Genomic DNA, 22,540 nt, shown 5'->3' on the forward strand with positions numbered 1-22,540 from the left:
TACCCAGCGCCGGGCGCCCCCCCCCCCCCCGCCCCCCGGACGGGCCCGTTCGCCGTCTCCGCCGCCCTCCTCAGCCGTTGCGCGGGCCGGGGAAGGCGCCGGGACGGTCCGAGGCCTGCACCTGCGGGGGCATCGAGCGGGCCGCGGGCACGGTCGGCACCGCCGGGGCGGGGACCTGCGCGGCGGGTGCGCTCCGGGGCGCGTTCTCGGCCGTCGCCTCGGCGGCCGCCGGCTGCGGGGTCGCGCGCCGCGCGCCGTAACGGCGGTGCACCGCCTGCTTGGTGACCCCCAGTGCGGAGCCCACCGCGTCCCACGAGAAGCCCAGCGAGCGGTCGAAGTCCACCGCGGCGGTGACCAGCGTCTCGACGCTGTCGCGCAGTTCCTGGGCGAGCCGGACCGTCGGGGCGGGCGCCCTGCCGTAGACGACGAAGCCGGCGGACGGGCCCGTACGGCGGGGGCGGTAGACGTTGCCCAGCTGCGCGGTGAGGGTACGCAGCGCGTCCACCTGCCGCCGGACCCGCTCGATGTCCCGCACCAACAGATGCAGGCTGGCGCGAGCTTGGGCGTCGTGGGTTGCGTGGTCGGCCATGAACAAGCCTTTCGAACCGGCGTTGAAAGGGATCGGGCCGCACGGAGGCGGCCACCTTGGGTCAATCTCACTTGACCAACGCGGCACCCGGCCATGTGGTCACGCAACAGGGGCGTATGGGTATCCGCGCGGGGCGTGTGTCCCTGCGTACGCCCCCTGTCCGCCCTGCACGGAGCCGCGTACGCCCCCGGCCGCCGGGTCGTGCCGGGCCCGTGTCGGGTCCGCGACGGGTCCGCGCCGGGACGGGGCGGCGCGGTTCCAGGCGGGAGCGTGGGGCCGCCGGGGGCGGGGCGCGGCACTGCGGGAGCGCGGGGCAGCCCTCCCCGGGCGTCCGGCGACGGTCCCGCCCGTCCGGGCCCCGCCCGTCGGCGAAGGCCGTCCGGTGCCGCCGGGCAGGCACGTACCCGCCGCACGGCCGGGATCACCCCGGGGCACCCGGGACCGGGCGGACCTCCGTCGTGCGGACACGGGACCGGGCGGACCTCCGTCGTGCGGACACGGGACCGGGCGGACCTCCGCCGTGCGGACACGGGACCGGGGCGGCCCCTCCGCCGTGCGCGCGCAGGCACCGGGCGGCGTCCGGGCAGCCCTTAGACTGGTGCGCTGCCCGCCCCGTACGTTCCGCCCCGAGAGGCAGTGCGCCACCCATGAAGCTCGTCTTCGCAGGCACCCCCGAGGTCGCCGTTCCCGCCCTGGACGCCCTGATCGCCTCCGGCCGCCACGAGGTGGCCGCCGTGGTGACGCGTCCCGACGCACCGGCCGGCCGGGGGCGCAGGCTGGTCGCCAGCCCGGTGGCCGAACGCGCCGAGGAGGCGGGCATCGAGGTCCTCAAGCCTGCCAAGCCGCGCGACGAGGAGTTCCTCGCACGGCTGCGGGAGATCGCCCCGGACTGCTGCCCCGTCGTGGCCTACGGCGCGCTCCTGCCCAAGGTGGCGCTGGACGTTCCCGCGCGCGGCTGGGTCAACCTGCACTTCTCGCTGCTGCCCGCCTGGCGCGGGGCCGCGCCCGTGCAGCACGCCGTGATGGCCGGGGACGAGGTCACCGGAGCCTCCACCTTCCTGATCGAGGAGGGCCTGGACTCCGGACCGGTGTACGGGGTCCTGACCGAGGAGGTCCGGCCCACCGACACCAGCGGTGACCTGCTCACCCGGCTCGCCTTCGCGGGCGCCGGGCTGCTCGCGGCCACCATGGACGGCATCGAGGACGGCACCCTGCACGCCGTGCCGCAGCCCGTCGAGGGCGTCACGCTCGCACCCAAGATCACCGTCGAGGACGCCCAGGTGCGGTGGTCCGCTCCCGCGCTCCGGGTCGACCGCGTGGTGCGCGGCTGCACCCCCGCACCGGGCGCCTGGACCGTGTTCCGCGGCGAACGCCTCAAGCTGGTCCAGGTCAGGCCGGTGCCGGAGCGCGCCGACCTGGCCCCGGGCGAGCTCTCCGCGGGCAAGAACAACGTCCATGTGGGCACCGGCTCGCACGCCGTGGAGCTCCTCTGGGTCCAGCCCCAGGGCAAGAAGCGCATGAGCGCCGCCGACTGGGCCCGCGGGGTGCGCCTCGCCCCCGGCGAGCTGCTGGGACTCTGAGCCCCGGGACCGGGCGCCCCCGTCGCCCCTCCGGGCAGCCCCGCGGCGGGCGCCCGGCCTCCCGCACGGCCGTCCGCGCCCCGGCGACCGGATCCTGCCGCCGGGGCGCGGGGCCGCGGTGAGACGGCGCCGGGCCGGGGTGCCCCGGCGGTGACGGTCGCGGGGCGGGGCCCCGGTCGGCCGACGTACGCTGGACGGGTTCGCCCCCTCATCCTCAGCGGAGCACCTTTCACGTGAACGACCAGCAGCGCCGTCGTCCCGCCAAGCCCCACCGCCGTCCCCAGAAGGACCCGGTCCGGTTCCTCGCCTTCGAGGTGCTCCGGGCCGTCGACGAGCGCGACGCCTACGCCAACCTCGTCCTGCCCCCGCTGCTCAAGAAGGCCCGGGCCAAGGGGGACTTCGAGGGCAGGGACGCGGCGCTGGCGACCGAGCTGGTCTACGGCACCCTGCGCCGCCAGGGCACCTACGACGCGATCGTCGCCGCCTGCATCGACCGGCCGCTGCGCGAGGTCGACCCGCCGGTGCTCGACGTGCTGAACATGGGCGTCCACCAGCTCCTCGGCACCCGCATCCCCACCCACGCCGCCGTCTCCGCCAGCGTCGAGCTGGCCCGGGTGGTCCTGGGCGAGGGGCGGGCCAAGTTCGTCAACGCGGTGCTGCGCAAGGTCTCCGCGCACGACCTCGACGGATGGGTGGAGCGCGTCGCGCCCCCCTACGACGAGGACGCCGAGGAACACCTCTCCGTGGTCCACTCGCACCCCCGCTGGGTCGTCTCGGCGCTGTGGGACGCCCTGGGCGGCGGACGGGCCGGCATCGAGGACCTGCTGGAGGCGGACAACGAGCGCCCCGAGGTGACGCTCGTCGCCCGCCCCGGCCGCTCGACCACCGACGAACTGCTGGACGCGCTCGGCGAGGAGAGCGGGCTGCCCGGCCGCTGGTCGCCGTACGCCGTGCGGATGGCCGAGGGCGGCGAGCCCGGAGCCCTGGCCGCCGTCCGGGACGGCAGCGCCGGTGTGCAGGACGAGGGGAGCCAGCTCGTCGCCGCCGCCCTGGCCGCCGCACCGGTCGAGGGCCGGGACACCCGCTGGCTCGACGGCTGCGCGGGACCCGGTGGCAAGGCAGCCCTGCTGGCCGCCCTCGCCACCGGGCGCGGGGCCGCCCTGCTGGCCGCGGAGAAGCAGCCGCACCGCGCCCGGCTCGTCGAGCGCGCGCTCGCGGGCAACCCGGGGCCCTACCAGGTGATCACCGCGGACGGCACCCGTCCGCCGTGGCAGCCGGGCTCCTTCGACCGGGTCCTCATGGACGTGCCGTGCTCCGGCCTCGGCGCGCTGCGCCGCCGCCCCGAATCCCGCTGGCGCCGCCGCGCGGAGGACATGGAGGGCTTCGCCCCCCTCCAGCGCGGCCTGCTGCGCGAGGCGTTCCGGGCCGTACGTGTCGGCGGGGTCGTCGGCTACGCGACCTGCTCGCCGCACCTCGCGGAGACCCGGGTCGTCGTCGAGGACGTGCTCAAGGGACGCGGCGGGGCGCCCGTCGAGGCCGAGTGGATCGACGCCCGCCCCCTGATGCCCGGGGTGCCCGCGCTCGGCGACGGACCCGACGTGCAGCTGTGGCCCCATCTGCACGGCACGGACGCGATGTACCTGGCCCTGCTGCGCCGCACGGGCTGACCCCGGAGACGCCGGCGTGCGCCGGCCGGCCCCCGGGGCCCGCCGTCGGTCAGTGCGGGCGGTCGCCCGCGACGGCGACCCGCTCGGCCACCCTGCGGTGCGGGGCGTAGTCGTTCACCGCGTAGTGCTGGGTCGCCCGGTTGTCCCAGAACGCGACGTCACCGGCGCGCCACGAGAAACGCACCTGGTACTCGGGCACATGGGCCTGCTGGAACAGCAGCCGCAGCATCCGGTCGCTCTCGTCCCGGTCCCAGCCCACGATGCGGGTGGTGAACGAGGTGTTGACGAAGAGCATCCGGCGTCCGGTGGCGGGGTGCGTCCGGACCACCGGGTGCTCGACCGGCGGGAAGCGGTCCTGGAGGGCGGCCAGCCGCTCCCCGGGGGTGAACCGCGCGAACCCCGGGACGAAGTCGTGCACCGCGCGCGCCCCCTCCAGGCGCGCCCGCACCTCCGGCGCCAGGTTGTCGTACGCGGCCGCCATGTCGGCCCACATGGTGTCCCCGCCGTACGGGGGCACCTCGCGCAGCTGGAGCACCGCGCCGAGCGCGGGCCGCTCACGGAACGTCACGTCGGTGTGCCAGACGTTCTCGAAGCTCGGCGCCGACGCGCGGTCGAAGCGTGCCACCTCGGGGTCGTCCCCGGCCGCCAGCAGGGGATTGGTCTCCAGCTCGCCCCAGTTGCGGGCGAAGGCGCGCTGCTCGGCCGAACTGGGGTGCTGCCCGCGGAAGAAGAGCACCTTCCACTCCAGCAGCGCCCGGTCCAGCTCCTCGCGCACGGCGGGCGTGAGGGGACGGGTCAGGTCGACACCGCCGATCTCGGCGCCGATGAGCGGACCGAGCGGAACGACGTCGAACAGGGTGTACGGCCGGTCCGGCTGCCCCGGTGCCAGCCTGCGCAGCTCGCGCGGGCCCTCGTAGAGCCCGTCCGGAGGCAGCCGGACCGAGCGCAGTGCGGTGCCGGAACCGAGGGGCGTGGTGAGGGACATGGAGACTCCTGTCTGCGTGGGGTGTGCGAGGTGGGCCGCCCGCCGGGGGCGGCCCGTCCGTGCTCAGCGGGCGGCGTCGCGAACGGCGGCTCCGATCTCGGCGCGCAGCGCCGCGTATCCGGGCAGCCCCCGCAGGCCGTCCGGGTCCTCGTCCCCGGTCCGGGGCAGGTCGATGGCGACGTCCAGGGCGACCGTGCCCGGACCGAAGCTCAGGACCACCGCGCGGGTGCTGAGGAAGACGGCCTCGTCCACGCTGTGCGTGACGAAGACCGAGGTGATCCCGGTGCGTGAGCTGACCGTGCGCAGATCCTCCTGGAGCCGCTCACGGGTGAGCGCGTCCAGGGCCGCGAACGGCTCGTTCAGCAGCAGGAGGTCCTTGCCGCCGGCCAGGGCCCGGGCGATGGCCACGCGCTGCTGCTGGCCCCCGGAGATCTGCCAGGTCCTGCGGCGCGCGGTGCCGGCCAGTCCGACCCGCTCCAGCAACTCCTCGACGCGCTCCGGGCGTTCGGCCCGGGGGACGCCCGCGTAACGCAGGGCCAGGGAGATGTTCTCGCCGACCGTGCGCCAGGGGAACAGCCGCGGCTGCTGGAAGACGACACCCGCCTGGCGCCCCGGCTCGGGCGTCCCGCCGTGCACGGCGACCTCACCCGACGAGGGCCGCTCGAAGCCCGCGATCAGCCGCAGCAGCGTGCTCTTCCCGCTCCCCGACGGGCCCACCAGCACCAGGAACGCACCGGCCGGGACGTCGAGGGACAACGGGCCGAGGGCCGTCACGGCGTCCGCGCCGCGTCCGTAGCGGTGCGTCACCTCGCGCACGGACACCGCGGGCGCCTCGGCCGCCGTCCCCGTCGCGCGGGCACCGGTCCGCAGGTCATCGGGAGACGGCATCGCTCAGCCCTTCCACGTAGACGGCCTTCTCCAGCTCCGCGATGTCCGGTGCGGCCGGGATCTGCTTCTGTCCGGCCAGGAATTCTGCCGCGCTGTGCAGGTTCTCCGCCAGACCCCCCACCTTCCCGGGGCGGCCCAGCCAGGTGTCGTCGGCCTGTTCGGCCGGCTTCAGGAAGATGCCCTGCTCCAGCTGCGCGGCGGCGTCCGCCGGTGCGATCCCGAGCTGCTTGCCGACGGCCTCGGCGGCGGCCGGCGGGTCGTCGTGGATCAGGTCCAGGGCCTGCGCCTGGGCCTTGCGCCACGCGGCGATCACCTCGGGCTGCTTCTCGATGAAGGCGGTGGACGCCACCCCAAGGTCGAGGGTGGGCTTCCCGTCCGCGGCCAGTTCCCGGCTGGAGACGAGGGTCTTCCCGGTCCGGCCGAGTTCGTCGAGCGTGGGCAGCCACACGTAGGCCGCGTCGATGTCCCCGCGCGACCATGCGGCGACGATGTCCTGCGGTTCGAGGTCGAGCAGATCGACCTCCGACGGGTCCACCCCCGCCCGGTCGAGCGCGGCGAGCAGGCTGTAGTGCGAGGTGGAGCTGAAGGGGGTGGCGACCTTGTGGCCCGCCAGGTCGCCGACGTCCTCGACGCCGGAGCCGTCCCGCGCCACCAGCCCCTCGTTGTCACCGGCGACGTCCAGCACCCAGGTCACCTGGTACGGGATGTTCAGCGGCTCGGAGAGACCGCGGGCCACCGGGCTCGAGCCGATCGCGGCCAGGTCCAGCGAGCCCGCGACGAAGGCGGTGTTGATGCTGGCGCCGGAGTCGAATTTGATCCACTTCACCGTGTGGTCCGGCAGGGCCTTCTCCAGCAGGCCCTTCTCCTTCACGATCAGGTCGCCGCTGGGGAAGGCCTGGTAGCCGATCCGTACGGTCTTCTCGTCCTGGCCGCCGGCGCCTCCTCCGCCGGTGCCGCAGGCGGTGGCGACGAGGAGGGCTCCCAGAGCCGCGACGAGCAGGGAGGTGCGGCGCGGACCGCGTGTACCGGGCATGGGATGGTCCTTCGTTCGTGGGCCGGAAGGGGCTTGGCGGGGCGTGCGGGGCGGTGTCCGGCGGGTCACGACAGCCGGCGCCACGGAGCGAGGCGGTTCTCGGCGCCCCGCAGGAGCGCGTCGATCAGCAGGCCGGAGGCGCCGATGGCGAGGAGTCCCAGGACGACCACGTCGGACTGGTTGTAGCGCTGGGCGTCACGGATCAGCCCCCCGATGCCGGGCAGCCCGTTGACGGTCTCGGCGGCGACCACGGAGGAGTACGCGATGCCGAACGCCAGCCGCACGCCGACCAGGATCTCCGGCAGTGCGGACGGCAGGACGACGGACGCCACCACCTGCGGGCGGCGGGCCCCGATCGCCCGCGCCGCCTCCACCAGCGCGGCGGGCGCCGAGGCGACGGCGGAGGCGGTGGCCACGGCCACCGGCGGCATGGCGGCGATCGCCAGCAGCCACAGCTTGGGCGCCTCGTCGATGCCGAACCAGATGATCAGCAGGCTGAAGTAGGCGAGCGGCGGCAGGGTCCTGAGGAAGGCCACCGCCGGCTCGCACACCACCCGCACCCACGGCAGTGTGCCCATCAGGATCCCGGCCACCAGCCCGGCCAGGACGCCGGCGCCCGCACCGATCGCGATGCGGCGCAGGCTGACGCCGAGGTGCTCGACCAGGGTGTGGCCCTGGTAGCCGCGCACCCCGTCATGGGTGCCGGACGTCTGGACGAGCGCGTCCCAGACGGCCGCCGGAGGCGGCACCAGCAGCGGTGACCACAGCCTCAGCGCGGTCACGAGCTGCCAGAGGGCGAGCAGCACGACCAGCGCGACCAGCCGCAGCCCGGCCCGGCGCAGACGTGCCGACCTCTCCGGTGAGCGGCGGCGCGCCGGGGGTGCGGGGGCGGGTGCACCGGAGGGCGGCGCGCCCGGTGGCTGCTTCTCGGTGGCCAGGGGTGTGGTCATGGGGGCTCCGTCGGGAGGTGCCGGGGACCGCCGGGCCGCGCGGGAGGCGGACCGGACGGGCCGGGGGACGCGGGGCGCGTGCGACGGCGCCCGCGGGCAACGGGGGAGGGCCCTGCAGAACGCGGACGGCCGGGGACCGGGCCGGGCGTGGACACCCGGCCCGGCTCACGGACGGGTTCTGGAGGGATCACCGGCCCGCCCGAGGGGCGGCCGGAGGGCGCGCGGACGACGCCGCACAGTTCTGGAAGCGCTCAGCCCTGCCGGACCAGGCTCAACAGGAGCAGGTGGTCACACGGCAGAGGTCGATGCTGAGGCGCTCCTTCAGGAACTGGTCGCTGATCACGGGGAGTTTCTAACACAGCCGTACGGCGGGCACCAGGGTCTGTCCGCGCTCTTGTACGGACCGGAGCGGCACGCCGAACCCGGGAACCGGCGGACCCGCGTGGGCGGGCGGACTTGCGCGGGCGGACTGCGGGCAGCGGCGTCGGGAAGCGGGCGTCCGGCGGCGGGCGGCGTCGGGCGTCGGGCGGTGGGCGGTGGGCGGAGGCGGACCGGGACCGGGGCCCCGCCGGGCCGGCCGGACCCGTGGGCGTACCGCTGGGTGGCACCGGGAGCGGCGATCCAGGGTCATCCAGGGTCCCGGAGGGCCGGATCGCGCGAACCGTGATGATCCCGTGAGGCTTCGGGGCTTCCACCACGGCGAGGAAGAGGCGCCGGGCATGGCAGGCTTGGGGGCATGGCCCAGATCAACCCCAGCATCCTGTCCGCCGACTTCGCCCGCCTCGCCGAGGAGGCGAAGGCCGTCGAAGGCGCCGACTGGCTCCATGTCGATGTCATGGACAACCACTTCGTGCCCAACCTGACGCTCGGCGTGCCGATCGTGGAGGCGCTGAGCAAGGCCACGGACACCCCGCTGGACTGCCACCTCATGATCGAGGACGCGGACCGCTGGGCACCGCAGTACGTCGAGGCGGGCGCGGGCTCGGTGACCTTCCACGTGGAGTCCGCGGCGGCCCCGGTGCGGCTGGCCCGGGAGATCAGGGCCAAGGGCGCCCGCGCCTCGATGGCGCTCAAGCCCGCGACGCCCATCGAGCCCTACGAGGATCTGCTCCCCGAGCTCGACATGCTGCTGATCATGACGGTGGAGCCGGGCTTCGGCGGCCAGGCGTTCCTGGACATCATGCTGCCGAAGATCCGCCGCACCCGTGAGCTGATCTCCAAGCACGGCCTCGAACTCTGGCTGCAGGTCGACGGCGGGGTCTCCGCCGCCACCATCGAGCGGTGCGCCGAGGCCGGCGCGGACGTGTTCGTCGCCGGCTCGGCGGTGTACGGCGCCGGTGACCCGGCGGAGGCGGTGCGGGCGCTGCGCGCGCAGGCGGTCTCGGCCACCGCCGCCGCACCCTGGGCGTGCGGCCACTGAACGAAGAGGAGACGAACGCGGCCCGACGGGCCTGATCAAGGACCGCCGGATCTGACAGGATGAACGGCGTATCGAGCGTGTGAACAGCAGTGAGGAGATCGCGGTGTCTGGCATCTCGGCGGGTCGGTCAGCCATGCGGATGGGACCCGCGGAGCTGGTGCAGGCGGCGGCCATGGCCCGCCGGTTCTACCTCGAGGGAAAGTCGAAGATCCAGATCGCCGAGGAGTTCGGCGTCAGCCGCTTCAAGGTGGCGCGGGTCCTGGAGACGGCCCTCGAGCGCGATCTCGTACGGATCGAGATCCGGGTACCGGCGGAGCTGGACGCGGAGCGCTCGGACGCGCTCCGGGCGCGCTACGGCCTGCGGCACGCTGTCGTGGTCGAGTCCCCGGCGGAGGAACAGGACGACGCCGCCGACCCGGAGAACCTGGGCGAGGTGGCGGCCGACCTCCTCGGCGAGCTGGTCAACGAGGGCGACGTGCTGGGCCTGGCCTGGGGCCGCTCCACCATCCACACGGCGGCGGCCCTCGACCGGCTGCCCCCGTGCACCGTCGTGCAGCTGACCGGCGTCTACGACGCGGGCACGGCCGAGCGCGGCTCGGTCGAGGCGGTCCGCCGCGCCGCGCAGGTCTCCGGCGGCGAGGCGCACCCGATCTACGCCCCGATGCTGCTGCCCGACCCGGCGACGGCCGCCGCGCTGCGCCACCAGACGGGGATCGCCCGCGCCTTCGAGTACTTCGACAAGGTCACGGTCGCCGCGGTCTCCATCGGTTCCTGGGAGCCCGGCATCTCCACCGTCCACGACATGCTCTCGGACGAGGAGCGGGCCCACTACGCCTCGCTGGGAGTGGCGGCGGAGATGTCCGCGCACCTCTTCGACACGAACGGCCGCCGGGTCGGCCGGGACCTCGGCGAGCGGTGCATCACGGTGGAGGCGGACCGGCTGCGCCGGATCCCCGAAGTGGTGGCCATCGCCGGGGGACAGCGCAAGGCCGCGGCGATCGGCGCGGTGCTCCGCTCCGGGCTGGTCACCAGCCTGGTCACCGACACCGCGGCGGCCGACTACCTCCTGACGGAGTCCGCCGCCGGGCAGCGTCCGGCGCTGGAGCGGGCCGACCCCGACGACTGACCGGGACCGCCGGACCGGCCGCGGGGGCCCTCGGGGCGGGACCCCGGGGCCGCCGGGGGAGACGGAGGCACGGGGACGGCCGATGGTGGCGGGGGCCGGACACCCGCAGCAGGTGCCCGGCCCCCAGCGCCACCGGCCGCCGTCATGAACCGGGCCGCCCTGCCGTGCGGCTCCCGACTCCCGGCCGCCGCGACTCCCGCCCGGCCTCACCCGTGCCCGGTCAGAGGCCCTTGCACGCGCCCAGGCGTGCGTGGTCCTCGCGCACGCCGAGGACGGACTCCTCCAGATAGGCGCCCGGCTCCGCGTACTGGCTGACGTCCGCGGGGTTGTAGCGGGGGGTCTGGCGAGACCAGTCCAGGTTCCCGCGCATCCAGCTCCGCATCCCGTCGAGGTAGGGCACGAGCATGCCGGCGAGCTCCGGGTACAGGCCCAGCAGCTCGCTCTCGGCCGCGAGGAACCGCCTGGTCTCCGCGGCGATCTCCTCGCACACGTGCTCCAGCGCCTCGTCCTTGCCGTAGCCGCGGTGGTGACGGACCAGGTGGACCAGGTTGTGGATCTCGCCCAGCACCTGTTCCTTCTCGTAGGAATACACGTCGTTGGCCCAGCACACGACGTTGCAGGAGGCTTCCAGGGCCGTGATGAACCGGGCGTCGTTGTGGATCGACTCGGGCGCCTCGGCGCCGGTCACGATCTCGATCAGGTCCATGCACACATGGATCGCACCGGTGTGCCGGCGGTGGGTGATGTACGCGGCCTCGGACGGCACCACCCCGTCGGCGCGGTTCCCCGCCTCCCAGGTGGTGGCCGTCGTCAGGTACATCATGAGGTGCCAGGTGAAGCGGGTGCGCCAGTGCGGAGCGGCGCGGTGCACCGTGCGTTCCCACAGGTCGACCAGGGCGACCAGCGCGGCAGGCGCCTCCTCGTCCGGACCCGGGCCGGGCGACCCGCCCTCGACCACGGCGCGCATCCGCTCCACCACGTCGCGCACCCGCTCGGGGGTGCGCCCCAGGTGTCCGTCGTCGAGCTGGTCGTCGACGAGGAACAGCCAGACGAACCAGTCGGCGACCAGGTCCAGGTGCTCGCTGCTCGCCGTCGGATAGACCATGCCCACGAAGGCGCCGAAGTCCGCCTGCTCGAAGCGGCGTCTGGCCGAATCCCGGTGCACCAGACCGGTGCGCCGTGTCCAGTCGTCGAGGTGCTCACGGGTGCGGTCCACGTGCGCATTGCTCTGCTGGGGGAACGGGCAGTAGATATCGGGCAGTTCGCTCTCCACGGGCGGTACCCATCCTCTCCGGCCGAACGCGTGACAGGTGTTCCGGGCTCGTGGACGGCGTCGCGCCCACCGCGGGACCTGCGGATTTGAAGCTACCTGACCCCTCGTCACCCGGTCCAGGGATAGAGATCACGGAGGAGCGAATCGTGTTCGGGTAGGGTCCCCCGGTAAGGCGGGTTCCACTTGCCCGGCCCCCGGGCGGCCTCCTTGGAGGAACCGACGAACGCGGGGGCCCATCGCTGTGTCTTCGTGGAGACGACCTGCACCGTTTCCTATGAAAAAATGGGCGTTATGCGTTTTCTCGAACCCGGTACCGGTCGTTACACGGCCTCCCCCTCGGTCCCCTACGACCTCACGTACGACGATGTCTTCATGGTCCCCGGCCGTTCCGCGGTCGGCTCCCGGCAGGCCGTGGATCTCTCCTCGCCGGACGGCAGCGGCACCACCATCCCGCTCGTCGTCGCGAACATGACCGCCATCGCGGGCCGCCGGATGGCCGAAACCATCGCCCGTCGCGGCGGCCTCGTCGTGATCCCCCAGGACATCCCGATCGAGGTCGTCACCGAGGTCATCGGCTGGGTCAAGAAGCGCCACCTCGTGCTCGACACCCCGATCGTGCTGGCCCCGGGGCAGACCGTCGCCGACGCGCTGTCCCTCCTGCACAAGCGGGCCCACGGGGCCGGTGTCGTCGTCGACGCCGGACACCGGCCGGTCGGCATCGTCACCGACCACGACCTCACCGGTGTGGACCGGTTCACACAGCTGTCCGAGGTGATGTCCAAGGACCTGGTGGTGCTCCCCGCGGACATCGATCCGCGGGAGGCCTTCACCACGCTCGACGGCGCCAACCGCAAGCTCGCCCCGGCGGTCGACGCGGACGGCCGGCTCGTCGGCATCCTCACCCGGAAGGCCGCGCTGCGGGCGACGCTCTACACCCCCGCGACGGACGCGGACGGCAGGCTGCGGATCGCGGCGGCCGTCGGCATCAACGGCGACGTGGCGGGCAAGGCCGGGCAGCTCCTCGCCGCGGGCGTCGACACCCTCGTCGTGGACACCGCGCACGGCCACCAGGAATCCATGATCAGCGCGGTCGCCGCCGTACGGGCGCTCGACCCGGGCGTGCCGGTCGTCGCGGGCAACGTCGTGGCGGCCGAGGGCGTGCGGGACCTGATCGAGGCCGGCGCCGACATCGTCAAGGTCGGTGTGGGCCCGGGCGCGATGTGCACCACGCGCATGATGACCGGCGTGGGCCGGCCCCAGTTCTCCGCCGTGCTGGAGTGCGCCGCCGAGGCGAGGAAGCACGGCAAGCACGTCTGGGCCGACGGGGGCGTCCGGCACCCGCGCGACGTGGCGATGGCGCTCGCCGCCGGTGCGTCCAACGTGATGATCGGTTCCTGGTTCGCCGGCACGTACGAGTCGCCCGGCGACCTCCAGCAGGCCGCCGACGGGCGGTACTACAAGGAGTCGTTCGGGATGGCCTCGGCGCGTGCGGTCAGGAACCGCACCTCGGAGGAGTCCGCCTACGACCGCGCCCGCAAGGCACTGTTCGAGGAGGGCATCTCCACCTCGCGGATGTTCCTCGACCCCGCCCGCCCCGGTGTGGAGGACCTGGTCGACTCGATCATCGCCGGTGTCCGCTCCTCCTGCACCTACGCGGGAGCGTCCTCGCTGGAGGAGTTCGCCGAGAAGGCGGTCGTCGGTGTGCAGGGCGCCGCCGGCTACGCGGAGGGCAAGCCGCTCCACGCCAGCTGGAGCTGACGGCGGCGGGCCACGACGACCCGCGGTACCGAGGTGCCCCTCATCGGCGTTCGCGCCGGGAGGGGCACCTTTCGCATGGGTCCCTGAGTGCCGCCGCCCCCGGTCCCCACGCACCGGTGGTCCCGTCCGTAACCCCTCCAACATGGTTGAAACGTAAGTAATATGAGCCGGGATCAGTCCGCCCGCCCCTCTGCGGTAAGGGATTCCATGGCTTCCTTCTTCACCGACCTGGCCCAGCAGTACGTCGACGGCGAGTGGCGGACGGGCAAGGGATCCTGGGACATCATCGACTTCAACCCGTACAGCGGGGAGAAGCTCGCCTCGATCACCGTCGCGACGGCCGAGGAGGTCGACCAGGCCTACCGGGCCGCCGAGCGAGCCCAGCCGCAGTGGGCGGACACGAACCCGTACGACCGGCGGACCGTGCTGGAGAAGGCGCTGCGCGTCGTCGAGGAGCGCGAGCAGGAGATCGGCGAGGCGATCGTCGCGGAGCTCGGCGGCACCCGGCTGAAGGCGGGCTTCGAGCTGCACCTGGCCAAGGAGTTCCTGCGCGAGGCGGCCATGCTGACGCTGACGCCCACCGGGCAGATCCTCCCGTCGCCGACCGAGGGCAAGGAGAACCGCGTCTACCGGCTGCCCGTCGGTGTCGTGGGCGTCGTCAGCCCCTTCAACTTCCCCTTCCTGCTGTCGCTGAAGTCGGTCGCTCCCGCGCTGGCCCTCGGCAACGCCGTGGTCCTCAAGCCGCACCAGAGCACCCCGGTCTGCGGGGGCACCCTGATCGCCAAGGTCTTCGAGGAGGCGGGTCTGCCCGCCGGGCTGCTGAACGTCGTGGTCACCGACGTCGCGGAGATCGGCGACAGCCTGCTGGAGCACCCCGTCCCCCGGGTCATCTCCTTCACCGGTTCGGACCGGACCGGCCGCCACGTCGCACGGGTCTGCGCGGCCCACCTCAAGCGCGCGGTGCTCGAACTCGGCGGGAACAGCGCACTGATCGTCCTGGACGACGCCGATGTGGACTACGCCGTCGACGCCGCCGTCTTCAGCCGCTACATCCACCAGGGCCAGGTCTGCATGGCGGCCAACCGCATCCTGGTGGACCGCGCCGTCGAGCGGGAGTTCACCGAGAAGTTCGTCGCCCGGGTCGCCGCGCTGCGGGTCGGCGACCCGGCCGACCCCGCGACCCACATCGGTCCGCTGATCAGCTCCTCGCAGGCCGACGCGGTGTCCAGGCTCGTCGACGAGACGGTGGCGGCGGGTGCCACGGCACTGCTCCACGGCCGGGCCGAGGGCAATCTGGTCGGCCCGTCCGTCCTGACAGGTCTCGCCGCCGATTCCCCCGTCCTCCGGCAGGAGATATTCGGGCCGGTGGCCCTGCTCGTCCCCTTCGAGGGCGAGGACGAGGCCGTCCGGATCGCCAACGACACCCCCTACGGGCTGAGCGGCGCGGTCCACACCGGGAGCATCGAGCGCGGGATCAGGGTGGGGCACCGGATCCGCACCGGCATGATCCACGTCAACGACGGCACCGTCCACGACGAGCCCCTGGTCCCCTTCGGCGGCGAGAAGAACTCCGGCCTCGGCCGGCTGAACGGCGCCTCGATGCTGGAGGCGTTCACCACCCAGAAGTGGATCTCGGTCCAGCACGGCCGCTCGCCGTTCCCCTTCTGACCGGCCGCCGCCTGCGGCGAGGCGCGCCCCTGCGGGGCGCCCGTGGTCTACTTCGGAGGGGGCACGCGCCGCCCCGAAGCCCTCCGCCGCAGAGAAGTGATCCGTCCGCAGTGCGCCTCAACGACCTCGACGAACGCATCGTCCACGCCCTCGCCGAAGACGCCCGCCGCTCCTACGCGGACATCGGCGCCCTGATCGGCCTCTCCGCCCCCGCGGTCAAGCGCCGGGTGGACCGCCTGCGCGCCGAAGGCGCCATCACGGGCTTCACCGTGCGGGTGGACCCCGCGGCACTCGGCTGGGAGACCGAGGGTTTCATCGAGATCTACTGCAGCCGCAACACCGCCCCCGAGGCGATCAGGCGCGGGCTGTCCACGTATCCGGAGATCGCCGCCGCCTCCACGGTGACGGGCGACGCCGACGCGATCGTGCAGGTCTTCGCCGCCGACATGCGCCACTTCGAACAGGTGCTGGAACGCATCGCGGGCGAGCCGTACGTCGAGCGCACCAAGTCGGTTCTGGTGCTCTCCCCACTGCTGCGGCGGCGCTTCTCCTCGGGCCCGCCCGGCTGATCCGGCTCCCGGGCGCCCGGCCGTGCTTCTGCCGGGCCGGGCCGCCCGCCCTGCCCGCCTCCGGCCGGGCCGGCCCGGGCGACCCGCGCGGCCCGGCAGGACCGGCTTCGGACTCCCCGGCTCCCGGCTTCCGCCCGCCCGGTTCCCGGCCGCCGGTCACCGGCGCCCGGCCACCGGGCGAGACCGAGATCACGTGTCCGACCTGCGGAAACGTGTGACGCAACGAATCGCCGGGATGCGCCCCGGCCGCGCAACGGATCGACGGTGAACGCGCAACGAACGCGCCTTGTCCGCCGTGATCCCCGCGCCGTACCTTCGATACGTCTCCCCACACCGCCCGCCCCGCCCGAGGTCAGCCATGCCGCCGTTGCGCACCGCCCTGCTCCAGAGCTCCGGACGGACCGGTTCCGTGGACGCCAACCTGGCCGCGCTGGACGAGGCCGCCGCGCGCGCCGCCGACGCGGGTGCCCGGCTGCTCGTCTGCCCGGAGCTGTTCCTCACCGGATACGCCATCGGCGCGGCCGTCCCCGAGCTGGCCGAGCCGGCGGACGGGCCCTCCGCGGAGACGATCGCCGGCATCTGCGCGCGCCACGGCCTCGCCGTCCACTACGGCTACCCGGAGCGGTCGGGCGGCGCCGTCTTCAACGCGGCGCAGCTCATCGGCCCCGACGGCGCGCCGCTCGCCCACTACCGCAAGACCCACCTCTTCGGCCGTTTCGAGGAGGAGTGGTTCACCCCCGGTGAGCGGCCGGTGGTGCAGGCCGAGCTGGACGGCGTACGGCTGGGGCTGCTGATCTGCTACGACGTCGAGTTCCCGGAGAACGTGCGCGCCCACGCCCTGGCCGGGACGGAGCTGCTGCTCGTCCCGACCGCACTGATGCACCCCTTCCCGTTCGTCGCCGAGTCCGTCGTGCCGGTCCGCGCCTTCGAGAGCCAGCTGTACATCGCCTACGTCAACCGGGCGGGCCGGGAGGGCGAGTTCGACTTCACCGGGCTGAGCTGCCTGGCCGGCCCCGACGGCACGGTCCGGGCCCGCGCGGGACGCGGCGAGGAGCTCGTCGTCGGCGAGGTGGACCCCGGTCTCCTCGCCGCGTCCCGTGCCGCCAACCCGTACCTCCGGGACCGCGTTCCCGGCCTGTACGGCTCCCTCGTCCACCCCCGCACCTCCGTCTGACGCCGCCCGCCCGCTCCGCCCTGCCCTCGGCCCTCCGCCGGACCCCGCACCCGGCCCGCCCCGCACCGCCGCCCGATCCCCGTCGCACGTTCCCCCGCCAGGAGTCCCCGCCCATGACGTCCACCGTGCCCAACGCCGTCCAGCACACCGACGCGCAGCCGCCGATCACCATGTTCGGGCCGGACTTCCCCTACGCCTACGACGACTTCCTCGCCCACCCGGCGGGCATCGGGCAGATTCCGGCGACCGAGCACGGCACCGAGGTCGCCGTCATCGGCGGCGGGCTCTCGGGCATCGTCGCCGCGTACGAACTGATGAAGATGGGGCTGAAGCCCGTCGTCTACGAGGCGGACCGGATCGGCGGGCGTCTGCGGACCGTAGGCTTCCAGGGCTGCGACCCCTCGCTGACCGCCGAGATGGGCGCGATGCGCTTCCCGCCCTCGTCCACGGCGCTCCAGCACTACATCGACCTGGTGGGTCTGGAGACCAGGCCGTTCCCCAACCCCCTCTCCGCGGCCGCCCCGTCGACCGTCGTCGACCTCAAGGGCGAGTCCCACTACGCGCGGACCATCGACGACCTGCCCCCGGTGTACCGCGAGGTGATGGACGCCTGGAACACCTGCCTGGAGGAGGGCGCCGACTTCTCCGACATGAACCGGGCGATGCGCGAGCGCGACGTACCGCGCATCCGGGAGATCTGGTCGAAGCTCGTCGAGAAGCTCGACGACCAGACCTTCTACGGCTTCCTCTGCGGCTCCGACTCCTTCTCCTCCTTCCGGCACCGCGAGATCTTCGGCCAGGTCGGCTTCGGCACGGGCGGCTGGGACACCGACTTCCCCAACTCGATCCTGGAGATCCTCCGCGTCGTCTACACCGAGGCCGACGACCACCACCGGGGCATCGTCGGGGGCAGCCAGCAACTGCCGCTGCGCCTCTGGGACCGCGAGCCGCAGAAGATCGTGCACTGGCCGCTCGGCACCTCCCTGGCCTCGCTGCACGACGGGCAGCCGCGCACCGCGGTGACCCGGCTCGACCGCACCGCCGGGAACCGGATCACCGTCACCGACTCCACCGGTGACATCCGGACCTACCCGGCCGCCGTCTTCACCGGGCAGTCCTGGCTGCTGCTCTCCAAGATCGCCTGCGACGACGCGCTCTTCCCGATCGACCACTGGACGGCGATGGAGCGCACCCACTACATGGAGTCGTCCAAGCTGTTCGTGCCGGTCGACCGGCCGTTCTGGCTGGACAAGGACGCCACCACCGGCCGCGACACCATGTCCATGACGCTCACGGACCGGATGACCCGGGGGACGTACCTCCTGGACGACGGTCCGGACCGGCCGGCGGTCATCTGCCTCTCCTACACGTGGTGCGACGACAGCCTGAAGTGGCTGCCGCTCTCCCCGGAGGAGCGCATGGACGTCATGCTGAAGTCGCTCGGCGAGATCTATCCGGGCGTCGACATCCGCAAGCACGTCATCGGCAACCCGGTCACCGTCTCCTGGGAGAACGAGCCCTGGTTCATGGGTGCGTTCAAGGCCAACCTGCCCGGCCACTACCGTTACCAGCGACGGCTGTTCACCCACTTCATGCAGGACCGGCTGCCCGCCGACAAGCGCGGCCTGTTCCTCGCGGGCGACGACATCTCGTGGACGGCCGGCTGGGCCGAGGGGGCCGTGCAGACCGCGCTGAACGCCGTCTGGGGAGTGATGGCGCAGTTCGGCGGGGCCACCGACCCGACGAACCCCGGCCCGGGAGACGTCTTCGACGCGATCGCGCCCGTCGAGCTCCCGGAGGGCTGACGAGGACACACGGCGGGGGACGAGAGGCGCGCCGCGGAGCGGTGCGGGGGAGAGGCCCGGGAGCCTCAGCAGCGGGGCGCAGCCGTACCGCCCCGGCGGCACGGGGTGAGCAGGATGCGCCCCACCAGCCCGGCGTCGGCGGCCGTCCGCGCCCCGAACTCCCCGGCCAGCGCCGGTACGCCGCGCAGCCGCCACAGGATCCGGGCCGACGACCAGGAGGCCTCGCGGGCCCGATCCAGGTTCCAGGCCCCCGCGAGGTGGGTGAGCGGATCGGCGACCTCCAGCAGCTCGGGACCCGGCGTCAGGTCCTCGCGGATCCGCTCCTCCAGCAGCACGAGGAGATCGACCACCCGTTCGAACTCCTCCTCCAGATCCGCCGGGGCGCAGCCGCGCGCATGACAGGCGTCCACCACGGCCAGCGCGAGGTCGTGCCCGACGAGCGCGTGGATACCGGCGAGGGCGAACTGCAGCGGACGTACGTCCGGATGGCGCCGGAACTGGAACAGGGGGCGCCAGCACTCCGGCGGAAGGCCGCCGGAGACGGCCGTGCCGACCGCCGTCAGATAACGCTCGGCGAGCCGCACGTCCAGTGCGGACCCGGACTCCCCGCCGGCCGGAGCGCCCTGCCCGCCGGCCGGTCCCGGAGCCTCGCCCCGTATCGCGCCGTCCGTGAAGCGACGGCCGCGTGTCTCCATGACCGCCAGATAGGCCTCGTTGAATACCGCCACCCCGTCTCCGGGCGGCCATCCCGAGCGGAGGCCCCGCATCCGCTCGATCACCGTGCGGGCGCCGGTCACCGTGGGGTCATCGGCCACGGCGCGGGCGCGGGCCATGGCGTCGGCTTCCCTCACCGTGCGGGCGCCCGTCACCGTGAGGTCATCGGCCACTGTGCACGCGCCGGGCACCGTGGCGCTCCCGGTCGCTGCTCCGGCGCCGGCCGGCGGGCCGGGGGCGCCGGTCGGCGGGGCGAACTGCTCGATCCTGTCCATGCGGGCAGCGTCCCAGGCATGGGCACGCCACGGTGGCGACCGCCGAGGGACTTCATCGGAACGGGCGAACACCGGGCGCCGGGGGAGCGGGGGGAGGCCGCCGGGTGTAGGCGTACGGGGCGGTGCCGGACGCGGCTGCCTCGCCGCGCCCCGGGCTCAGGAGGTCCCGGCCGGCGGCTTCTCGTCGTACTGCGAGGTGCCGGAGTCCAGCAGCGGTTCCTGGGTCTTCAGGTGTGCCGGGGCGAAGGCCCGCAGCGCGTGGTAGCCGGTGATCACGACGAGCGTGCCGAGGGCGATGCCGCTCAGCTCGAAGTTGTCGGTGATCTTGAGGCTGACCCCGCCGACACCGATGATGATGCCCGCGGCGGCCGGTACGAGGTTGAGGGGATTGCGCAGGTCGACCTTGGCGTTCAGCCAGATCTGGGCACCCAGCAGGCCGATCATGCCGTACAGGATGACGGTGATCCCGCCGAGCACCCCGCCGGGAATCGCGGCGACCACCGCACCGAACTTGGGGCAGAGGCCGAAGAGCAGCGCGAAGCAGGCGGCGGCCCAGTAGGCGGCGGTGGAGTAGACACGGGTCGCGGCCATCACCCCGATGTTCTCGGAGTAGGTGGTGTTCGGCGGACCGCCCACGGCCGTGGACAGCATCGAGGCCGCGCCGTCCGCGGCGATGGCGGTGCCCAGCTTGTCGTCGAGCGAGTCGCCGGTCATCTCCCCGACGGCCTTCACGTGCCCGGCGTTCTCGGCGATCAGCGCGATGACGACGGGCAGTGCGACGAGGATCGCCGACCACTCGAAGCTCGGCGCGTGGAAGGACGGCAGCCCGATCCAGTCCGCGTGGGCCACCGCCGACAGGTCCAGCCGCCAGTGGTCGACCGCCTCGGCACCGCCGGCCGGGGAGTGGATCTTCCCGAGGACCAGGTCGAGCACCCAGGACAGCACGTAGCCGAAGACGAGCCCGAGGAAGATGGCGATACGGGAGAAGAACCCGCGCAGGCAGACCACGGCCAGACCGGTGAACAGCATCACGAGCAGGGCCGTCCACTGGTCCTGCGGCCAGTACGTCGAGGCGGTGACGGGCGCCAGATTGAAGCCGATCAGCATCACCACGGCACCGGTCACCACGGGCGGCATCGCCGCGTGGATGATGCGCGCGCCGAACCGCTGCACCAGCAGCCCCACCAGGAACAGCACGGCGCCGACCACCAGGACCGCGCCCGTGACGGTGGCGCTCGTGCCGCCGGTGGCCCGGATCGTGGCGGCCACACCCACGAAGGAGAGCGAGCACCCCAGGTAGCTCGGGACCCGGCCCTTCGTCGCCAGCAGGAAGATGGCGGTGGCGACGCCGGACATCATGATCGCGAGATTCGGGTCGAGGCCCATCAGCACCGGCGCCACGAAGGACGCGCCGAACATGGCCACCACGTGCTGGGCGCCGAGCCCGAACGTCCGGGGCCAGGAGAGCCGCTCGTCGGGGCGCACCACGGCCCCCGGTGCGGGCGTCTTCCCGTCGCCGTGCAAGGTCCAGCGCACGCCGAGGCCCATGGTCGCTCCCTGATTGGTGTGTGCGGTGCGCCCTGGGGGTCCATCCGCGGAAAAAGATCAGAGCCATGGTAGTGCCGCCGCGCGGTGGCCCCGCGCCCGGCCCCGCCACGAGCGGAGCCGCCCGTTCCGTCTGCGGCTGCCGCCCCCGGCCGACTGCCTGAGGCTGCTACCGGATGCCGGGTGCCGACCTCCGCCGCTGAACGCAGCCCGCCGGGCCGAGGACGGTCCGCAGCCCGCAGCCCGCAGCCCGTCGGGCCGGGCGCCGTCCCGGCCGCCTCCCGCCGTCAGCCGTCCGTGGCGCTCCTGGTCGGCGCCGGCCGCGCAGTGGTGCCCGCCGCGACCTTGCGGTCGCCCGCCCGCAGCACGCCCGCGCCGAGGACCAGCCCGAACGCCAGCACCGACACCAGGCCGAACGACACGAGCAGCGAGGTCGCCTCGGCCAGCGAACCGATCGCGGACGGCGCGATGAGCCCGGAGGTGTACGTGATGGTGGCGACGCCCGCGATGGCCCGGCTCGGGTTCGTCCCGCTGCGGCCGGCCGCGGCGAACGCCAGCGGGACGACCACCGCCACGCCGAGACCCAGCAGCCCGAAGCCGCAGAGCGCCAGGGCCGGACCGGACGACAGGACCACGAGCAGCCCGCCCACGGTGGCGAGGACACCGCTGACCCGGACGGTGCGCACCGCGCCGAACCGGTCGACGACCCGGTCGCCGGCGATCCGGGCGATGGCCATCATGAGGGCGAACGCCGTGGTGGAGGCGGCGGCCAGCCCGGCCGAACTGCCCATGACGTCGCGGAGGTAGACCGCCGACCAGTCCATGCTGGCCCCCTCGGCGAACACCGCGCAGAAGCCCACCGCGCCGATGACCAGCGCGGACTTCGGCGGCAGGGTGAAACGCGGCGGCGGTTCCTCGTCGGGTTCGCTGCGCAGGTCCAGCACGCTCTGGCAGGCGGCCAGGCCGAGCGCCGTCAGCACCACTGCGGCCAGGGCGTGGTGCAGCCGCGCGTCGGAGCCGAGATGCGCGGCGACCGTGCCGGCCGCCGAACCGGCCAGGGCGCCCACGCTCCACATCCCGTGCAGCCCGGACATGATCGACCTGTCGAGCCGGTTCTCCACCTCGACGCCGAGTGCGTTCATCGCCACGTCCGACATGCCCGCGGTCGCCCCGTACACGAACAGCGCCAGGCAGAGCGTGAGCAGGTTCGGGGCCAGGGCGGGCAGCACCAGTGCCAGCGTCCAGAGCGACAGCAGACCGCGCAGAGCGGTCCTGGCGCCGAAGCGGTGGCTGACGCTGCCGGCCAGCGGCATGGCCAGCGAGGCCCCGATCGCCGGGAAGGCGAGGGCCAGACCGAGCTGGCCCGCGCTCACCGACGCGTGGTCCTGGATCCACGGCACCCGGGTCGCGAAGCTGCCGGTCACCGCCCCGTGCACGGCGAAGACCGCGGCGACCGCGTACCTGGCCCGCCTGACCTGCTCCGTACCGAAGACCGGGAGCTTCGAGTCCTCCGTCATACGC

18 protein-coding genes are annotated in these 22,540 nt (G+C 73.7%); 9 read left to right on the forward strand and 9 right to left on the reverse strand.

The genetic code is table 11. The features are described from left to right. Window positions 1-70 precede the first annotated feature (70 nt). Window positions 71-589, reverse strand: coding sequence for a hypothetical protein (locus tag ABZ172_RS19995; protein WP_356885066.1), 519 nt, complete (start codon window positions 587-589; stop codon window positions 71-73). 647 nt (window positions 590-1,236) lie between these two features. On the opposite strand from ABZ172_RS19995, the gene fmt reads away from it, so the two are divergent. After that, on the forward strand, window positions 1,237-2,169 hold the full coding sequence (gene fmt, locus ABZ172_RS20000; protein WP_356885067.1) for a methionyl-tRNA formyltransferase: 933 nt from the start codon (window positions 1,237-1,239) through the stop codon (window positions 2,167-2,169). A 233-nt stretch (window positions 2,170-2,402) separates the two neighbouring features. Further along, window positions 2,403-3,836, forward strand: coding sequence for a transcription antitermination factor NusB (locus ABZ172_RS20005; protein WP_356885068.1), 1,434 nt, complete (start codon window positions 2,403-2,405; stop codon window positions 3,834-3,836). Window positions 3,837-3,885: 49 nt separating this feature from the next. Here the strand turns inward: ABZ172_RS20005 and ABZ172_RS20010 are convergent, their stop codons facing one another. The 4 genes from ABZ172_RS20010 to ABZ172_RS20025 all read right to left on the reverse strand — a co-directional run bounded on the left by ABZ172_RS20010 (window position 3,886) and on the right by ABZ172_RS20025 (window position 7,692). Beyond that, window positions 3,886-4,821, reverse strand: coding sequence for a TauD/TfdA family dioxygenase (locus tag ABZ172_RS20010; protein WP_356885069.1), 936 nt, complete (start codon window positions 4,819-4,821; stop codon window positions 3,886-3,888). 63 nt (window positions 4,822-4,884) lie between these two features. Further along, window positions 4,885-5,709 carry an ABC transporter ATP-binding protein gene (locus tag ABZ172_RS20015; protein ID WP_356885070.1) on the reverse strand — a complete coding sequence of 275 codons (825 nt, stop codon included), beginning with the start codon at window positions 5,707-5,709 and terminating at the stop codon, window positions 4,885-4,887. Then, window positions 5,693-6,742: an ABC transporter substrate-binding protein gene (locus tag ABZ172_RS20020; RefSeq protein WP_356885071.1), complete on the reverse strand. Its 1,050-nt coding sequence runs from the start codon at window positions 6,740-6,742 to the stop codon at window positions 5,693-5,695. Before ABZ172_RS20020 ends, ABZ172_RS20015 begins: the two co-directional genes overlap by 17 nt. A gap of 65 nt (window positions 6,743-6,807) precedes the next feature. Further along, window positions 6,808-7,692 (reverse strand): ABC transporter permease, encoded by an 885-nt coding sequence (locus ABZ172_RS20025; RefSeq protein ID WP_356885072.1) that lies wholly within the window; start codon window positions 7,690-7,692, stop codon window positions 6,808-6,810. Between the two features lie 736 nt (window positions 7,693-8,428). Here ABZ172_RS20025 and rpe point away from each other — a divergent pair. Continuing rightward, entirely contained in the window at window positions 8,429-9,112 is a 684-nt protein-coding gene (gene rpe / locus ABZ172_RS20030) for a ribulose-phosphate 3-epimerase (RefSeq protein ID WP_356885073.1), read from the forward strand. Window positions 9,113-9,251: 139 nt separating this feature from the next. Then, window positions 9,252-10,238 (forward strand): sugar-binding domain-containing protein, encoded by a 987-nt coding sequence (locus ABZ172_RS20035; RefSeq protein ID WP_356885144.1) that lies wholly within the window; start codon window positions 9,252-9,254, stop codon window positions 10,236-10,238. A 220-nt stretch (window positions 10,239-10,458) separates the two neighbouring features. On the opposite strand, the gene ABZ172_RS20040 is transcribed toward ABZ172_RS20035, so the two are convergent. After that, complete coding sequence (locus ABZ172_RS20040; RefSeq protein ID WP_356885074.1) at window positions 10,459-11,511, reverse strand: terpene cyclase; 1,053 nt, start codon at window positions 11,509-11,511, stop codon at window positions 10,459-10,461. A 291-nt stretch (window positions 11,512-11,802) separates the two neighbouring features. On the opposite strand from ABZ172_RS20040, the gene ABZ172_RS20045 reads away from it, so the two are divergent. From ABZ172_RS20045 to ABZ172_RS20065, 5 genes are all read left to right on the forward strand, one after another. Beyond that, entirely contained in the window at window positions 11,803-13,269 is a 1,467-nt protein-coding gene (locus tag ABZ172_RS20045; RefSeq protein WP_356885075.1) for a GuaB1 family IMP dehydrogenase-related protein, read from the forward strand. Between the two features lie 207 nt (window positions 13,270-13,476). Beyond that, complete coding sequence (locus tag ABZ172_RS20050; protein WP_356885076.1) at window positions 13,477-14,937, forward strand: aldehyde dehydrogenase family protein; 1,461 nt, start codon at window positions 13,477-13,479, stop codon at window positions 14,935-14,937. 110 nt (window positions 14,938-15,047) lie between these two features. Continuing rightward, window positions 15,048-15,506, forward strand: a complete 459-nt coding sequence (locus ABZ172_RS20055) for an Lrp/AsnC family transcriptional regulator (RefSeq protein WP_356885077.1) — start codon at window positions 15,048-15,050, stop codon at window positions 15,504-15,506. A 358-nt stretch (window positions 15,507-15,864) separates the two neighbouring features. Continuing rightward, window positions 15,865-16,680: a carbon-nitrogen hydrolase family protein gene (locus ABZ172_RS20060; RefSeq protein WP_356885078.1), complete on the forward strand. Its 816-nt coding sequence runs from the start codon at window positions 15,865-15,867 to the stop codon at window positions 16,678-16,680. Window positions 16,681-16,793: 113 nt separating this feature from the next. Further along, window positions 16,794-18,485 (forward strand): NAD(P)/FAD-dependent oxidoreductase, encoded by a 1,692-nt coding sequence (locus ABZ172_RS20065; protein ID WP_356885079.1) that lies wholly within the window; start codon window positions 16,794-16,796, stop codon window positions 18,483-18,485. Between the two features lie 65 nt (window positions 18,486-18,550). Here the strand turns inward: ABZ172_RS20065 and ABZ172_RS20070 are convergent, their stop codons facing one another. The 3 genes from ABZ172_RS20070 to ABZ172_RS20080 all read right to left on the reverse strand — a co-directional run bounded on the left by ABZ172_RS20070 (window position 18,551) and on the right by ABZ172_RS20080 (window position 22,536). Next, a complete protein-coding gene (locus ABZ172_RS20070) occupies window positions 18,551-19,318 on the reverse strand; it encodes a DUF5995 family protein (protein WP_356885145.1) in 768 nt (255 codons plus the stop codon). A 312-nt stretch (window positions 19,319-19,630) separates the two neighbouring features. Further along, window positions 19,631-21,022 carry a solute carrier family 23 protein gene (locus ABZ172_RS20075; RefSeq protein WP_356885080.1) on the reverse strand — a complete coding sequence of 464 codons (1,392 nt, stop codon included), beginning with the start codon at window positions 21,020-21,022 and terminating at the stop codon, window positions 19,631-19,633. A 284-nt stretch (window positions 21,023-21,306) separates the two neighbouring features. Then, window positions 21,307-22,536, reverse strand: a complete 1,230-nt coding sequence (locus tag ABZ172_RS20080; protein WP_356885081.1) for an MFS transporter — start codon at window positions 22,534-22,536, stop codon at window positions 21,307-21,309. Between the last annotated feature and the right edge of the window lie 4 nt (window positions 22,537-22,540).

Source organism: Streptomyces sp. NPDC006296, assembly GCF_040613235.1.
Classification (GTDB): Bacteria; Actinomycetota; Actinomycetes; order Streptomycetales; family Streptomycetaceae; genus Streptomyces.

What these genes read in the sequence shown, in the direction of transcription:
- ABZ172_RS20050 (WP_356885076.1), top strand. Translation starts at nt 13,477, where the DNA reads ATGGCTTCCTTCTTCACCGACCTGGCCCAGCAGTACGTCGACGGCGAG.
- ABZ172_RS20065 (WP_356885079.1), top strand. Translation starts at nt 16,794, where the DNA reads ATGACGTCCACCGTGCCCAACGCCGTCCAGCACACCGACGCGCAGCCG.
- ABZ172_RS20025 (WP_356885072.1), bottom strand. Translation starts at nt 7,692, where the DNA reads ATGACCACACCCCTGGCCACCGAGAAGCAGCCACCGGGCGCGCCGCCC.
- ABZ172_RS20045 (WP_356885075.1), top strand. Translation starts at nt 11,803, where the DNA reads ATGCGTTTTCTCGAACCCGGTACCGGTCGTTACACGGCCTCCCCCTCG.
- fmt (WP_356885067.1), top strand. Translation starts at nt 1,237, where the DNA reads ATGAAGCTCGTCTTCGCAGGCACCCCCGAGGTCGCCGTTCCCGCCCTG.
- ABZ172_RS20060 (WP_356885078.1), top strand. Translation starts at nt 15,865, where the DNA reads ATGCCGCCGTTGCGCACCGCCCTGCTCCAGAGCTCCGGACGGACCGGT.
- ABZ172_RS20015 (WP_356885070.1), bottom strand. Translation starts at nt 5,709, where the DNA reads ATGCCGTCTCCCGATGACCTGCGGACCGGTGCCCGCGCGACGGGGACG.
- ABZ172_RS19995 (WP_356885066.1), bottom strand. Translation starts at nt 589, where the DNA reads ATGGCCGACCACGCAACCCACGACGCCCAAGCTCGCGCCAGCCTGCAT.
- ABZ172_RS20075 (WP_356885080.1), bottom strand. Translation starts at nt 21,022, where the DNA reads ATGGGCCTCGGCGTGCGCTGGACCTTGCACGGCGACGGGAAGACGCCC.
- ABZ172_RS20010 (WP_356885069.1), bottom strand. Translation starts at nt 4,821, where the DNA reads ATGTCCCTCACCACGCCCCTCGGTTCCGGCACCGCACTGCGCTCGGTC.
- rpe (WP_356885073.1), top strand. Translation starts at nt 8,429, where the DNA reads ATGGCCCAGATCAACCCCAGCATCCTGTCCGCCGACTTCGCCCGCCTC.
- ABZ172_RS20035 (WP_356885144.1), top strand. Translation starts at nt 9,252, where the DNA reads ATGGGACCCGCGGAGCTGGTGCAGGCGGCGGCCATGGCCCGCCGGTTC.
- ABZ172_RS20020 (WP_356885071.1), bottom strand. Translation starts at nt 6,742, where the DNA reads ATGCCCGGTACACGCGGTCCGCGCCGCACCTCCCTGCTCGTCGCGGCT.
- ABZ172_RS20070 (WP_356885145.1), bottom strand. Translation starts at nt 19,318, where the DNA reads ATGGCCCGCGCCCGCGCCGTGGCCGATGACCCCACGGTGACCGGCGCC.
- ABZ172_RS20080 (WP_356885081.1), bottom strand. Translation starts at nt 22,536, where the DNA reads ATGACGGAGGACTCGAAGCTCCCGGTCTTCGGTACGGAGCAGGTCAGG.